The organism is Plantibacter flavus, from assembly GCF_900177615.1.
GTDB classification, from domain to species: domain Bacteria; phylum Actinomycetota; class Actinomycetes; order Actinomycetales; family Microbacteriaceae; genus Plantibacter; species Plantibacter flavus.
The window spans coordinates 12,108-25,242 of record NZ_FXAP01000003.1; the positions used below are offsets into that span (position 1 = coordinate 12,108).

Annotated in this window: 15 protein-coding genes; 4 read left to right on the forward strand and 11 right to left on the reverse strand. The window is 70.0% G+C overall.

What is annotated here, in order from left to right; genetic code table 11:
* Positions 1 to 125 precede the first annotated feature (125 nt).
* Positions 126 to 1,115: an MBL fold metallo-hydrolase gene (locus B9Y95_RS10080; protein WP_085511766.1), complete on the forward strand. Its 990-nt coding sequence runs from the start codon at positions 126 to 128 to the stop codon at positions 1,113 to 1,115.
* Between the two features lie 9 nt (positions 1,116 to 1,124).
* On the opposite strand, the gene B9Y95_RS10085 is transcribed toward B9Y95_RS10080, so the two are convergent.
* The 7 genes from B9Y95_RS10085 to B9Y95_RS10110 all read right to left on the reverse strand — a co-directional run bounded on the left by B9Y95_RS10085 (position 1,125) and on the right by B9Y95_RS10110 (position 5,001).
* A complete protein-coding gene (locus B9Y95_RS10085; RefSeq protein WP_085511767.1) occupies positions 1,125 to 1,613 on the reverse strand; it encodes a hypothetical protein in 489 nt (162 codons plus the stop codon).
* Positions 1,614 to 1,737: 124 nt separating this feature from the next.
* Positions 1,738 to 2,253 (reverse strand): DUF427 domain-containing protein, encoded by a 516-nt coding sequence (locus tag B9Y95_RS10090; RefSeq protein WP_085511768.1) that lies wholly within the window; start codon positions 2,251 to 2,253, stop codon positions 1,738 to 1,740.
* A 40-nt stretch (positions 2,254 to 2,293) separates the two neighbouring features.
* On the reverse strand, positions 2,294 to 2,722 hold the full coding sequence (locus B9Y95_RS10095) for a hypothetical protein (RefSeq protein WP_085511769.1): 429 nt from the start codon (positions 2,720 to 2,722) through the stop codon (positions 2,294 to 2,296).
* A 544-nt stretch (positions 2,723 to 3,266) separates the two neighbouring features.
* Positions 3,267 to 3,482: a hypothetical protein gene (locus B9Y95_RS10100; protein ID WP_085511770.1), complete on the reverse strand. Its 216-nt coding sequence runs from the start codon at positions 3,480 to 3,482 to the stop codon at positions 3,267 to 3,269.
* A gap of 2 nt (positions 3,483 to 3,484) precedes the next feature.
* The gene (locus tag B9Y95_RS10105; RefSeq protein ID WP_085511771.1) at positions 3,485 to 3,901 is read right to left on the reverse strand and encodes a hypothetical protein; all 417 of its coding nucleotides are present in this window, start codon (positions 3,899 to 3,901) and stop codon (positions 3,485 to 3,487) included.
* Between the two features lie 324 nt (positions 3,902 to 4,225).
* Positions 4,226 to 4,393 carry a hypothetical protein gene (locus B9Y95_RS20660; protein WP_159453380.1) on the reverse strand — a complete coding sequence of 56 codons (168 nt, stop codon included), beginning with the start codon at positions 4,391 to 4,393 and terminating at the stop codon, positions 4,226 to 4,228.
* Positions 4,390 to 5,001 carry a helix-turn-helix domain-containing protein gene (locus tag B9Y95_RS10110; protein ID WP_085511772.1) on the reverse strand — a complete coding sequence of 204 codons (612 nt, stop codon included), beginning with the start codon at positions 4,999 to 5,001 and terminating at the stop codon, positions 4,390 to 4,392. Before B9Y95_RS10110 ends, B9Y95_RS20660 begins: the two co-directional genes overlap by 4 nt.
* A 109-nt stretch (positions 5,002 to 5,110) precedes the next feature.
* On the opposite strand from B9Y95_RS10110, the gene B9Y95_RS10115 reads away from it, so the two are divergent.
* A complete protein-coding gene (locus B9Y95_RS10115) occupies positions 5,111 to 6,082 on the forward strand; it encodes an NAD(P)/FAD-dependent oxidoreductase (RefSeq protein ID WP_085511773.1) in 972 nt (323 codons plus the stop codon).
* A 91-nt stretch (positions 6,083 to 6,173) separates the two neighbouring features.
* The gene (locus B9Y95_RS10120) at positions 6,174 to 6,548 is read left to right on the forward strand and encodes an iron chaperone (RefSeq protein ID WP_085511774.1); all 375 of its coding nucleotides are present in this window, start codon (positions 6,174 to 6,176) and stop codon (positions 6,546 to 6,548) included.
* 112 nt (positions 6,549 to 6,660) lie between these two features.
* On the opposite strand, the gene B9Y95_RS10125 is transcribed toward B9Y95_RS10120, so the two are convergent.
* The 4 genes from B9Y95_RS10125 to B9Y95_RS10140 all read right to left on the reverse strand — a co-directional run bounded on the left by B9Y95_RS10125 (position 6,661) and on the right by B9Y95_RS10140 (position 11,006).
* Positions 6,661 to 7,863 carry an SLC13 family permease gene (locus tag B9Y95_RS10125; RefSeq protein ID WP_085511775.1) on the reverse strand — a complete coding sequence of 401 codons (1,203 nt, stop codon included), beginning with the start codon at positions 7,861 to 7,863 and terminating at the stop codon, positions 6,661 to 6,663.
* 102 nt (positions 7,864 to 7,965) lie between these two features.
* Complete coding sequence (locus B9Y95_RS10130) at positions 7,966 to 8,343, reverse strand: DUF1801 domain-containing protein (RefSeq protein ID WP_085511776.1); 378 nt, start codon at positions 8,341 to 8,343, stop codon at positions 7,966 to 7,968.
* Between the two features lie 4 nt (positions 8,344 to 8,347).
* Positions 8,348 to 9,640, reverse strand: a complete 1,293-nt coding sequence (locus B9Y95_RS10135; RefSeq protein WP_085511777.1) for a C40 family peptidase — start codon at positions 9,638 to 9,640, stop codon at positions 8,348 to 8,350.
* An 880-nt stretch (positions 9,641 to 10,520) separates the two neighbouring features.
* Positions 10,521 to 11,006 (reverse strand): MarR family winged helix-turn-helix transcriptional regulator, encoded by a 486-nt coding sequence (locus B9Y95_RS10140; protein WP_200811388.1) that lies wholly within the window; start codon positions 11,004 to 11,006, stop codon positions 10,521 to 10,523.
* 485 nt (positions 11,007 to 11,491) lie between these two features.
* Here B9Y95_RS10140 and B9Y95_RS10145 point away from each other — a divergent pair, with 485 nt between their 5' ends.
* Positions 11,492 to 13,036 carry a sugar transferase gene (locus B9Y95_RS10145; protein WP_234994075.1) on the forward strand — a complete coding sequence of 515 codons (1,545 nt, stop codon included), beginning with the start codon at positions 11,492 to 11,494 and terminating at the stop codon, positions 13,034 to 13,036.
* Positions 13,037 to 13,135: the final 99 nt, after the last annotated feature.

Below are 13,135 nucleotides of genomic sequence, written 5' to 3' on the forward strand. Positions count from 1 at the left end.
AGACGGTGATGAAGGCGATCACGCCGATGAGGATGTCGTTGACGGTCATACACCCATCGTACTGAACTCGACGGGCCCCGCGACTAGGGTTGGTCCGTCCCCCGACAACCACCCGGAGCAGCACCATGATCACCTCATCGAGCGAGTCCCAGGCTGCCGCCTTCCGCGACGGCCGGATCCCCGCGACGGAGCACCTCGACGCCGACACGGTCGTCATCGCCGTCCCGACCGGCGACCCCGGAAATCCCTCCACCCTCTGCTCGGTCCTCTTCGGCACCGACGGTCGCGCGATCGTCGTCGACCCCGGAACCGACACCCCCGAGGGCCGCGAACACCTGCTGCAGGAGCTCCGCGGCATCGGGGTGACGACGCTCACGGGCGTCGTCGTGACCCACCTGCACCCCGATCACCTGGGCCTCGCCGGCACCCTCCGCGACGAACTCGCGGCACCGGTCCTCATGCACCGCCTCGAGGACGAGGCGGCCGGCTCGACGCCCCCGGGCCCGGCCGACCTCGCGGTGGCGTTGGACGAGTGGGGCGTCCCGGCGGACGACACGACCGTGCGCCCCTGGGCCACTGGTGCGACGGCACCCGCCGGGCACCTCGGCGACACTCGCGCGGACCGGACGCTCGAGGACGGCGAGCTGCTGACGCTCCCCGGTCGCTCGATCAGGGTCCTGCACACACCCGGCCACACGACGGGCCACATCACCCTGCGCGACGAGGACCGCGGCTACCTGTTCACGGGCGACCACGTGCTGCCGACGATCTTCTCGGGCCTCGGCCTCGGGGCGCGCACCTCGGAGAACCCGGTGACGGCCTACCTGTCGTCGCTCGACCGCGTCCGCGGCTACGACGGCGATCAGGTGGTCCCCGGACACGGCTTCCGGTTCACGGGACTCGCGGACCGGTGCGACGAGCTGGCCGCACACCATCTGCGGCGCGCCGACGAGGTGCACGCCGCCCTTCTGGACGACCCCGACGCGAGCGTGTGGACCATCGCCTCCCGCATCGGTTGGTCGGCCGGATGGGACGCACTGACCGGTCTCCTCCGCGTCTCGGCCCTCACACAGACCGACTGGCACCGGGCACGACTCCGGCAGCTCGCCGGCTGACCGTCCGCGCTACCGGCTGAGGCCGGCCCACCCGCCTCGACGACGCGCCAGCGCCCGTTCGAAGGCGTAGAGCCCACCGCCGGCCGCCACACCGGCGGCGAGCACCGCGAACACGACGACCCCGATCGTCGAGCCGAGTCCGATGGGTGCGGCGATGAGGCCGCCGACGATCAGGACGAGGAAGGCCGCACCGCCACCGGCGATCCAGGCCCGATGGACCGGGCCCCGCTCGCCCCAGTGGTCGAGGATGCCGAGCGCCAGCAGCGCGCCGACCGCCCCGACCGCTGCGAGCATCCCTCCGACGAGTCCGCCGACGAGGACGGCGATCCCGCCGAGATCGGCCGGATGCACCGAGATGGTCCCGACCGTCCCGAAGAGCTCTGCACCGGCCGCGAGGGACGCCCCGGCGACCGCTCCGATGCTGACGGCGAGGCCGAACAGCGGGACGACGCGGAGGAGGGACCAACCCGGGTCCGCTGCTTCATCGAACACGTCCATGGCCTCGACCGCCTCCTGCGCGCCTCGTCGTCGACGGCGCTTGGCGCTCAGCGTGGCATGCGGGTGCGTGGTGCTCCAGGGCGTTGCGCGCGAGAGAGGAGCGGGTGTAGGGCGGCGGCGTCCGCTACCAGCCGCGCGTGCCCGGGGCGCCCTTGAACGGCCCGACGATCCCCGGCGTGATCCATCCGCCGTAGAAGTCGCCCTCCTGCGCCTGCACCGGTACCCCGTCGACTTCGCACGCGTCCATGCGTCCCGGATAGACGGCGATCATGCCGAACAGCGGCGCGTATCCCGGGCGTGGATCGGGGTAGGTCCACGCGGCGGCACCGGCTACTGCTTCGCCCACGCGCACGTCGAGGTAGTGGGCCTCTCCCTTGAACTCGCACATGGTCGTCCCGTCGACCGGCACCAGGACCCCGGGCGAGAAGTCCGCCGCCGGGACGTAGTACACCGGCGGGTGGCTCGTCTCCAGGACCCGGACCGCGGCCGTCGACTCCGCGATGACCGTGCCGCCGAACCGGATCACGACGCGCTCGTCGCGCGGCTCGACCCGCGGTGGACGCGGGTACTCCCAGACGGACTCCTCACCGGGTCCGGGCTGGACGGGCAGGGGGCGGCGGAATCGCGAGGAGTCGGGCATCTCCCCATGCTGCCCGTTCCACCTGAACGACGACCGCGAATCAGGCGCGCCGGCCATTGGGCCGGAGCGCCTGCCAGAGCAACCAGGTACCGGCCGCGGCGTACCCGATCAGCAGCAGCACGACGGCCGTCGACCCGAGGTCGTAGACGACGGGGATCACCGGGGAGCCACCGACGCCGGCGTCCGTCGACTTCCAGTTCGCGGTCAGGAGGGCCAGGACGAGCAGCACCACGGTGCTCGCGAGGATCGGTCCGCCGGTGGCCCAGGCCTTCTGCCTGGTGGTCCAGGCGCGCGACCGCCACAGCATGACCATGCCGGCCACCCAGCCGACGAACGGCACGACGAGCCCTCCGAGCATCACGAACAGGGCCGCCGTGATCGCGAACCCGCGGCGTTCGAGGAGCTGCTCCGCGAAGGGCCGGTCGTCCTCGGGTTGGCGGGCGCCCTCCTCGTCATCGTGTCCGATCATGCGCTCCTCCTCGTCGACGTCGCCCGGACGTGCATCCGTTCCGCAGCCGCTAGCACTGCGCGCCGCTCCCCTCATCCAGCCGCGGCGACCAGGACTGACAGGAGTTATCTCAGTTAGTGTGTTCGTCGCTTGTTAATTGCGCCAATGGGCACTCGGTCCCCACCACCTCAACGACAGGAATCCGTCCAGATATGCCGGGGCACACCCCACGGTGGGGTGAAGACCCCGCCGTCGGATGCTTGCCGATGAAGCAGCGATCAGCGGCCCTCCCCCTGTCACACCCGGACGTCACGAACCGCGACTGACGCACCAACGCCCGACCCATCGACACAGTACCTTCCCCATCGGGGCAGGATCCTCGACAGGCAGGGCGTGTCACCGAGGTCGGCGCCGCTCCACAGCGGCTGTGCCACGGCAGTGCCGTCGCACGCGTCGGAACGAACAACGCCCTACCGGAGTGGGGTCCGGCATGATTTCACTGGTGTCTGAGGCGATTTGACCGCGCTGATCAGGTGACTGCCGTCGGAACGGGTGATGGACCGGATCATCTCATCGGCCTGAAGGATTCGTTCTTGCGTTGGATGGAGTCGTTGGTGCCCCAAGGTCCTTTGAGAGCGAGGACGAGTTGCAGGACTGCAGCCGCGACAATGGCGACAGCGAGAGAGACTGACCCGTCGAGCGCGAGACCTCGGCCGATGCCGAACATCAGGAGAGCAGCGGCATCGATGATGACGACTATGCGGAGCACGGTGTTCGACATGGTCAAACCAGCGAGTAGAACTTGTTCTCGAAGGCCAGAAGGAAGACGCTGCCGAAAATAGGGCCGATGGCTCCGATGACCATGGCGCGCATGCTCCATTTGATCTCCTGGTACTCCGCGAACCGCAGGCCGGCGTAGTACATGCGTTGTGCGGCCTGGCTTCCCATGTAGTCAGCCGCGCCGCCGGCTGCGATGACTGCGGTCAGGATGGTCGCCCAGGCGATCCTCGTCTCGCGGGCCTCGGCGTCGAGGCCAGTGGCCGATTGGGCTCCTGCTGAGTGCGCGATAGCCGTTGTAGTCGCTGGTCGCGCGCCCAGCGGTGCGGCGTTCGCGGGGGTTGCCATTGATGTGGTGAGGGCAAGGGTGATTACCGAGGCGGTACCAAGACGCGCGAGTTTCGAGCTCGGTGCGAACTTCATGATGACTCCTTTGTCTCCGTTGATGCTTACGACAACAAGGTTAGCTATCGATATGATCAGTAGGTATCCGTATAAATGTGGACTTGATCTGGATTTGCATCTGATGTATCAGAGCTATCTGGATCGAACGCCTGGGGGACAGGCAACCTCGGCGGAAGGCGCCTGCCGCTCTCAGCCGCCGGTAATCACCCGTGCACGCCATCAGGTGAGCGGCGACGGATCCTCTTGGGTCTGCGACGTGGCGCTCAAGGCAGCACGTCGCCGCCGCAGGTAACTGCCCGCGCATGGCGGGTGGGCCGCAGCGGAGATCTTGGGGACAGTCCGCTACGGCCCACACGAGCAGTGTGCGCCGACGAACGGCACGACGAGCCCTCCGAGCATCACGAACAGGGCCGCCGTGATCGCGAACCCGCGGCGTTCGAGGAGCTGCTCCGCGAACGGCCGGTCGTCCTCGGGTTGGCGGGCGCCCTCCTCGTCATCGTGTCCGATCATGCGCTCCTCCTCGTCGACGTCGCGCGGACGTGCATCCGTTCACCCTGCTTGCCGAACAGGCTGAGGAACTCCACCGCTCCGGCCTCTGCCCGGCCGAACCAGTGCGGGACGCGGGTGTCGAACTCGGCGACCTCCCCCGCGGTGAGGATGATGTCCTGGTCGCCGAGGAGGAGCCGCAGCCGCCCGTTGAGGACGTAGAGCCACTCGTATCCCTCGTGGACCTGCTGCGTCTCAGGCGCCTGCGGGCCGTCGCCGCCGTGGATGATGCTCTTGAACGCGTGGATGCCGCCCGATCGACGGGTCAACGGCACGATCGTCTGGCCGTACCGCTGGAGGGGCTTCAGGTGGACGCGGGGATCACCCGTCTGCGGAGCGCCGACGAGGTCGTCGAGGGGCACCTGGTGCGCCTTGGCGAGCGGGAGGAGCAGCTCGAGGTTCGGTCGGCGCTGGCCGGACTCGAGCCGGGAGAGGGTGGAGACCGAGATGCCCGTCTCGGCTGACAGCGCGGCGAGCGTGGTGCCGCGATGCTGCCGGATGGCTCGCAGTCTCGGCCCGACGGCATCCAGGACGCCGTCGATGGACCGTTGCTCGTCGTGTGCATGCGCCATGGGTCGATTCTCGCTCGCACGTTGCCGCTTCGGCAAGTGTTCTTGCCACTTCGGCACCGGTCGGCGCACCCTGGGAACCTCCCAGCACGTCGACCGAACGGAACGATCCATGAGCACTCCCGTCACCCCAGCAACCACCACCGACCTCGTCGACGCCGTCATCGTCGGCGGGGGCGCCGCCGGGCTCAGCGCAGCCATCATGCTCGGACGATCACGACGGTCCGTGATCGTGGTCGACGGCGGCGAGCCCCGGAACGCACCCGCCGACGGCGTCCACGGCTTCCTGACCCGCGAGGGCACCCCGCCTCGCGAGCTCCTGCGCCTCGGCCGCGCGGAAGTGGCGTCGTACGGCGTCCGCGTCGTCGACGGTCAGGTCGTCGATGCCGGGCGCGACGATGACGGGTTCACCCTCACGACGGCGGACGGCGCGATCGTCCGAGGCCGCCGCCTCCTCATCGCCACCGGCACCTCCGACGAGCTCCCGCCGATCCCCGGCCTCTGGGAGCGGTTCGGCCGCGACGCCCTCCACTGCCCCTACTGCCACGGCTGGGAGGTCCAGGACCGCGTGATCGGTGTCCTCGGCACGAACGCGGAGGCCGCAGCCCACCAGGCGCAACTGTTCCGGCAGCTGAGCGACCGGGTCGTCGTGCTCCGCAACACCGCGGGTGTTTTCACGGCGGAGCAGGAGGCGGCGTTCGCGGCGCGGGGCATCGACGTGGTCGACGGCATCGTGGAGCGGCTCGAGATCGCCGACGACCGGCTCGTCGGTGTGCGCCTGGACGACGGCCGCACCGTCCCCGTCGAGGCGCTGGCCGTCGCCCCGGTCAACCGCGTACGCGCCGAGGCGTTCGCCGGTCTCGGACTCCACACGCGACCGCACCCGCGCGGAGCCGAATTCGGCGATGCGATCGGCGTCGACGAGCTGGGCGCCACCTCGGTTCCGGGTGTCTGGGCGGCCGGAGACGTCACCAACCTGCGCACCCAGGTCCTGCAGGCCGCGGCCGCCGGATCGATGGCCGGTGCGATCATGAACGCCGACCTCGTCCAGGAGGACGTGCGCCGCGCCCTCGCGAAGCGGTAGAACCACCACTGTCGCGCGAGACGCGGACATGGGACGATGACGGCACGGGGGCAGCGGCTCCCGTGCCGTCTCCGTTCCGACGAGGAGAGACATGCCGGGTGCACCCACCACGATCGACGACTACCTCGCCGCGCAACCCACCGACGCCGCGGACGCCATCGAGGAGATCCGACTCCGCGTCCACCGCATCGTGCCAGGAGTCACCGAGGCCATCCGCTACGGCATGCCGACGTTCATGCTCGACGACCGCTACCTGCTCTACCTCGGTGCCTGGAAACACCACATCGCCCTCTACTCGATCCCGCCGTTCGACGGCCCCCTCCAGAACGCCGTCGCCGACTACCGGGCCGCGAAGGACACGCTGCAGTTCCCGTTCAGCCGGCCGATCCCCTTCGACCTCATCGACCGGATCGTCACGGAGCTGCTGGAGCGACGGCGGGCGGCGGACGCACGGCACGAGCACTGAGGGAGAGCGCCCTTCGACAGGCTCAGGGACCGGGGAGGGTGCTCAGGGACCGGGGAGGGTGCTCACGGACCGGGGAGGGTGCTCACGGACCGGGGAAAAGTGCGATAGGACGTCACGGCAGGATCGCGCCGGCACCCTGGGCCAGCCAAAGCCCGACGGTGGCAAGGGCGACCGTCAGCGGGGCGACCACGAAGCCGAGCGCGATGAACCGGCCCCAACCGAATTCGACGTCCGCAGCGGTGAGCCGCGCGTGCCAGAGCAGCGTCGCGAGCGCCGCCCACGGGGTGATGAGCGCGCCGGCGTTCACGCCGATGAGCAGGGCGGCGAAGCGCACGGGGTCGCCGGCCACCGGCTCGAGGGCGAGGTACGCCGGGAGGTTGTCGACGAGGTTGGCACTCGCCATGCCGACCCCTGCCAGCTGCAGGAGCGCCAGGAGCGAGTCGCCGGTCCCCGCGATGGACGCGAGCGCCCGTGCGAGTCCAAGGGCGTGGGCCGCCTCCACCACGAGGAACAGTCCTGATGCGAGCAGGACGAGCTGCCACGGGACGAGCGCCGGACGCAGCGCCGCCGGACGCCGGATGAGGAACACGACGACGAGGATCACCGCCGCACCGACCGCCGACATCCACACCGGGATGCCGGACACCAGCAGCGGCAGGAGCACGAGCACCACGAGCCCGGACGTCCACAGCAGCACCCGGTCGTCGTCCTGCGCTTCCACGTCCACCGTGTAGGCACCGGCGAGCTGACGGCGGTACACGATCGCGAGGACCACGCACGGGACCACGACCGCGATGATCGCGGGGACGACCATGAGCGCTGCGAATCCGCCGGGGCCGAGCGGGCCGCCACCGGACGCCGTGGCGGCCTCGTCGATCGCGTGCTCCGCGAGGAGGTTGGTGAGGTTGGACACCGGCAACAGCAGCGACGCCGTGCACGCCAGCCAGACGGTCGTCAGGGCGAACGGCACCGGCGACAACCCGGCGTGCCGCGCGAGGGTGATGACGACCGGCGTCAGCAGGACTGCCGTGGTGTCCAGGGAGAGGAAGACGGTGCTGAGCGTGGCCAGCGCGACGACGAACAGCCAGAGCAACCAGGTGCTCCCCCGACCCCAGCGCACGAGCCGGGAGGCGACGAGGGTGAACAGGCCGGCGTCGGCAGCGAGTTCGGCGACGACGGTGATCGCGACGACGAACAGGAGGATCGGCCACACGCGGTCGGCGATGCCGAGTGCCTCCGGGGCGGGGAGGACACCGGTGAGGATCGCGATCGTCCCGATGACGAGCAGCACGACGCCGAGCACGGCACTGCGCACGAGGCCTCCTTCACCACCGGTCCGTCGGTGCGCTGTCGCCCGCTCGGCAGTCGATCATACGACGGCTCGCCGACCGCGTGCTCCCGCGCTCGTCGACGGGTGTCAGGCCCGTACCCAGCGCCCGATGAGTTCGAGCAGGGCGGGCTCAGCGTCGGCTGCCGCATCGATGGTCGAGAAGGTGACGACACCGCGATCCGGTGCCGCCCACACCACGAGACCGGAGGGGTCGTCGAATCGGAAGTCGTCGGTGTCGTCCCGCTGCTGCGCGCCCCGATGCAGGATGATCCTGATGCGGTTCGCCGGGTGCAAAGCGAAGGTGACGCGGTCCTCGCCGTCGTAGACGAAGCTCGGGGCCTTCCACTTGAGGTGCTCCGACATGCCCTCGTCCGAGGCCATGATCGCCTCGCGCAGCCGCACGACCGCCGGCTTCAGCTGGTGCGTGAGGGAGGCGAGGTAGGCGTCGACCTCGGCGGAGCTCATGAGGTCAACCCGTCGGGCGACCGACGTAGGGCGCGACGTCGCCGGATCCCCAGATGCCGCCGACACGGGTGCCGGCCCGCTCGTTGGCCGCCTCCACGATCTGGCCGTTCCCGAGGTAGATGGCGACGTGGTAGTAGTCGTAGCCGCTCGACCAGAAGATGAGGTCGCCGCGCTGCTTCTGGCTGTAGGGCACGAGGCGTCCCTGCGACTGCATCGTGTAGTACTGGTTCGTCGCCGAGTGCGTCCCGATACCGCTCCCGTAGGCCGCGCGGGTGAGCCCCGAGCAGTCCCACACGTTCGGGCCGGAACCGCCGAGCTGGTAGCCCTTGCCGACCTGGGCGAGCGCGAAGGCGATCGCCGACTCGACGCCGGCGGAGTTCGGAGGTGCGACCGAGCCGCCTCCGCCGCCGCTGGACGCACCGCCGCCACCGCCGCTCGATCCACCGCCGCCGGAGGAACCGCCGGACGACGCGGGAGGGGTGTTGGCCGCGGCTGCCGCCGCCGCTGCAGCCGCTTCCGCCGCCTGGCGAGCGGACTCCCCGGCCGCGTACCCGCGCTCGGTCTCGGCGGTGGTGTTCTTCAAGGAGGCGAGCTGCGCGTACAGCTGGTCGGCCTGCTGCTCCTGTGCCGCCACCGCTGCGGATGCCGCCGCCGAGGCGCTCTCCGCCTCGTCGTACTTCGTCTGCGCTTCGCCCTCGAGGCGCTCGCGTTCCGTCTTCGCGACCTCCGCCTGGTCGGTCAGGCCGCTCGCCGCGTTGCGGTCGGTCACCGCCTCGGCGTAGCTCGCGGCGTTCCGTTCGCCCAGCTTGTCCATGACGGACAGGCGGGACAGCAGGTCGTCGGACTTCCCCGCGCCGAGGACCAGGTCGAGCGAGACGTCGCCGCCGCCGCCGCGCGACAGCTGCGCGATGAGCGCTCCGGCGCGCTGCTTCGAGACCTTGGCGGCGGCCGCAGCGGCCTCGGCCTGCTCGCGCAGCGCCGACTCGCGGGCGGTCGCCTCGGTCACGGCGTCCTGTGCTTGACGATAGGCCTCCGCGGCGATCTGGGCGGTGCGGAACGCGGCGTCGGACTGCTCCTGCAGGGAGGTGATGAGTGCGGTGATGTTCGTGATCTCGGCGGCCTTCGCGGACTCACTCGACTTGGCCGCTTCGACGTCGGCCCAGCTCGGGTAGTCGTCCGCGTGGGCGGGCAGGGCACCGACGGTGAGTGACGCCGTGACGACGCCGACGGAGAGGGCCATCGCCAGCCAGGGACGGCGGCGGCCGTACTGCGCACCGGGCGTTCGTGCGGGGGTCATCATTCTCCAGTCCGACGACACGATCACGGCGACCTCGGCGGGTCGCGGCCGTCATCCTGTCACAACAGTCACAATAGAAACTTTGATCACACTAGCCACTCTCGCCCCGGAGCACCAGCTCGAATCCCCCCGGACGGGGCACGGGTGCGCGCAGATCCGGCCCTGAGCGAACCGTCGACGGGCAGCCCCGGCCGGACACCCTCGCATCACGAAGGTCCCCCGTGGGCGCTTCGACAAGCTCAGCGACCGGAAGACGTGCACCCGAACCCGGCACGGTCCCTGAGCCTGTCGAAGGGCAGCCCCGACCGGACACCTGCGCTTCACGAAGGTCCCCCGTGGGCGCTTCGACAAGCTCAACGACCGGAAGACGTGCACCCGGACCCGGCACGGTCCCTGAGCCCGTCGAAGGGCAGCCCCGACCGGACACCCTCGCATCACGAAGGTCCCCCGTGGGCACTTCGACAAGCTCAGCGACCGGAAGAAGTGCACCCGGACCCGGAACGGTCCCTGAGCCCGTCGAAGGGCAGCCCCGACCGGACACCCTCGCATCACGAAGGTCCCCCGTGGGCACTTCGACAAGCTCAGCGACCGGAAGAAGTGCACCCGGACCCGGAACGGTCCCTGAGCCCGTCGAAGGGCAGCCCCGACCGGACACCCTCGCATCACGACGGTCCCCCGTGGGCACTTCGACAAGCTCAGCGACCGGAAGAGGTGCACCCCGACCCGGAACGGTCCCTGAGCCCGTCGAAGGGCAGCCCCGGCCGGACACCTGCGCATCACGAAGGTTCCCGTGGGCGCTTCGACAAGCTCAGCGACCGGGGGCAGGCTCAGTGACCGGGGGCACGCTCAGTGACCGGGGAAGGGCGGCCCGGCAGGCAGGTCAGGCGGGTTCGACGTCCTCCGGCGACCAACGGGCGGACTCGCCCGAACGGATGATCGCGAGCAGCTGCGACCGCAACGCCGACTCGTCGGGAAGATCCGGGAAGACGTCGGCCTCGAGCCGGTGTGCGGCGAGCCAGGCCTCATCGCCTGCGGGCGTCCGGCTCACCACGTGACGACGACGGTCGTCGGCCGCGGCGATCCGCTCGATGTGGCCGGCCCGCTCCAGTCGGTCGAGCGTGCGCGACATCGTCTGGTTCTGCACGCGGGCCCGCCGGGCGAGCTCCTTCTGACTGGCGGGGCCGCTGTCGAGCAGGTGCAGCACGATGAGCCCGGCGTGGGTGACACCGATGCCGTCGAGGGCCTGCTGCCAGGTGTGCTCGATCAGTCGCGAGGCCGTGGAGAGGAGCCGTCCGGTGGGCCAATCGGCCATGGGATCACGGGCGGCGTCGGCGATCACGCCATCGGTCGCGCGCGCTCCATCCATGGCACCAATGTAGTCGCTGAGCGTACGGCCGAGCCGCCACCCACCACCGGCGTGACGTCGGCAGTGGGTGCTGTCCCCCAACCGGCAGTGGCGAGAGCCACCGACGAGGTCCGTCGTCATCTCAGCCGATGACGACGGAATCACGCGCGGCAGGACCTCCACACCCCCAGCATTGGGGGCGGCGACCCCCCTGGAGTGGGGGATCCGCCGATGACCCCCGCTTCCTACAGTTGAGGGATATCCAAGGGGGACGCTCATCTCGGCCGGTTTCACCGGTCGGTCGTGGGCACACGAACGACGTCGCGTTCTCCGCGGGCGGCCCGAACCGCCCTCGCGCACCGCGCGTCCGAAGCACACCCGAACCCACAAGTGGATAGCAGCCCCATGACGACGTACCCGAACCGCCGTCGGTCCTCCCGACAGCCCGGTCCGCACCCGCGGATCGAGGCCACTCCCGCGCACCGTCCCGAAGGACGGGTGCACGCGTGAGCGCGGAACTCAACGAGAGCCCGTTCCCGATGAGTACGCCGATCGCGACCCCCATCGGCCTGCGCCGCCGTCGGACCGCAACGCTCGGCGCCCAGTCGTCTCCCGCCGCGGTCACCTCGTTGACGCAGCGCGAGTGGTCGAAGCGCTACCGTCGCTGGCTCATCCTCACCGACAGCGTCATCGCGCTCTTCGCCGTCTCAGCCGCCTTCGTGGTGCGGTTCGGCGACGACCCGGTCGGCCCCGAGGCCCAGCAGCTCTACATCCTGCTGTCGGGGGTCATCGCGCTCGTCTGGCTGGCCTTCCTCAGCTTCACCAGGACCCGGGACAGCCGCATCATCGGTTCCGGCGTCGCCGAGTACAAGCGCGTCGTCAACGCCAGCGCGTTCGCCTTCGGCATCCTCGCCATCGTCTTCCTCATCCTGAAGATCGACATCGCCCGGGGGTACTTCATCCTCGCGCTCCCGGCAGGGACACTCGCGCTCCTCGCCTCCCGGTGGATGTGGCGCAGGTGGCTGCTCAGCCGTCGTCGCGTCGGTGAGTACACCGCACGGACGGTCGTCGTCGGCAAGCGCGACGACGTCGCGTACGTCCTGGAACAGGTCGCCAAGCAGCACAGCATGAGCTACACCGTCGTCGGTGCGGCCGTGGTCGACCAGGAGACGGCCGAGCCGTTCTCGAGCCGGGGAACCTCTGTCCCGGTCATCGCGCACATCGACGGCGTCGCCCAGGCCGCCGCGAACCTCACCGCCGACGCGGTCATCATCGCCGGGCCCGTCGACGGCGGCAGCGACTACGTCCGTCGCCTCGGATGGGACCTCGAGGGCACGGCGACCGAACTCGTGCTCGCGGCCCGTCTCACCGACGTGGCCGGGCCCCGCATCCACTTCCGCCCGGTGGAGGAGCTGCCGCTCATCCACGTGGAGATCCCGCAGTTCGAGGGCGGTCACCACATCATGAAGCGCGCACTCGACGTCGGGCTCACGAGCCTCGGGATCCTCCTCATCTCGCCAGTGCTGGCGCTCGTCGCCCTCGCCGTCAGGCTCGACAGCCCGGGCCCGGTCCTGTTCCGTCAGGAACGCGTCGGCCGCAACGGCGAACGGTTCACGATGTTCAAGTTCCGGTCGATGGTCACCGACGCCGAGGCCGCGCTGCCCGCCCTCATGGCGCAGAGCGAGGGCAACGGCGTGCTCTTCAAGATGAAGGACGATCCGCGCGTCACCCGCGTCGGTCGCATCCTGCGCAAGTACTCCCTCGACGAGTTGCCCCAGCTGTGGAACATCCTCACCGGTGACATGAGTCTCGTCGGCCCCCGGCCGCCACTGGCCAGCGAGGTCGCCGAGTACGAGAAGGACGTCCACCGGCGTCTGCACATCAAGCCGGGCCTCACCGGCATGTGGCAGGTCTCCGGGCGCTCCGACCTGACGTGGGAGGAGAGCGTCCGCCTCGACCTCTACTACGTCGAGAACTGGTCCATCACGGGCGACCTGATGATCATGTGGCAGACCGTCAAGGTCGTCGTGAAACCGGTCGGCGCGTACTGATGTCGAGGCCGCTGTCGGTGATGCCCCCAAAGCGAGGGGTGTCCTGCAAAAAGAGGACAAATCCCCTTCCAGAGGGGGCAACACTTCGATACAGTCGTC

Excerpts from the sequence above, each read along its gene's own strand:
- B9Y95_RS10080 (WP_085511766.1), top strand. The coding sequence starts at position 126 with ATGATCACCTCATCGAGCGAGTCCCAGGCTGCCGCCTTCCGCGACGGC.
- B9Y95_RS10085 (WP_085511767.1), bottom strand. The coding sequence starts at position 1,613 with ATGGACGTGTTCGATGAAGCAGCGGACCCGGGTTGGTCCCTCCTCCGC.
- B9Y95_RS10090 (WP_085511768.1), bottom strand. The coding sequence starts at position 2,253 with ATGCCCGACTCCTCGCGATTCCGCCGCCCCCTGCCCGTCCAGCCCGGA.
- B9Y95_RS10095 (WP_085511769.1), bottom strand. The coding sequence starts at position 2,722 with ATGATCGGACACGATGACGAGGAGGGCGCCCGCCAACCCGAGGACGAC.
- B9Y95_RS10100 (WP_085511770.1), bottom strand. The coding sequence starts at position 3,482 with ATGTCGAACACCGTGCTCCGCATAGTCGTCATCATCGATGCCGCTGCT.
- B9Y95_RS10105 (WP_085511771.1), bottom strand. The coding sequence starts at position 3,901 with ATGAAGTTCGCACCGAGCTCGAAACTCGCGCGTCTTGGTACCGCCTCG.
- B9Y95_RS20660 (WP_159453380.1), bottom strand. The coding sequence starts at position 4,393 with ATGATCGGACACGATGACGAGGAGGGCGCCCGCCAACCCGAGGACGAC.
- B9Y95_RS10110 (WP_085511772.1), bottom strand. The coding sequence starts at position 5,001 with ATGGCGCATGCACACGACGAGCAACGGTCCATCGACGGCGTCCTGGAT.
- B9Y95_RS10115 (WP_085511773.1), top strand. The coding sequence starts at position 5,111 with ATGAGCACTCCCGTCACCCCAGCAACCACCACCGACCTCGTCGACGCC.
- B9Y95_RS10120 (WP_085511774.1), top strand. The coding sequence starts at position 6,174 with ATGCCGGGTGCACCCACCACGATCGACGACTACCTCGCCGCGCAACCC.
- B9Y95_RS10130 (WP_085511776.1), bottom strand. The coding sequence starts at position 8,343 with ATGAGCTCCGCCGAGGTCGACGCCTACCTCGCCTCCCTCACGCACCAG.
- B9Y95_RS10135 (WP_085511777.1), bottom strand. The coding sequence starts at position 9,640 with ATGACCCCCGCACGAACGCCCGGTGCGCAGTACGGCCGCCGCCGTCCC.
- B9Y95_RS10140 (WP_200811388.1), bottom strand. The coding sequence starts at position 11,006 with ATGGATGGAGCGCGCGCGACCGATGGCGTGATCGCCGACGCCGCCCGT.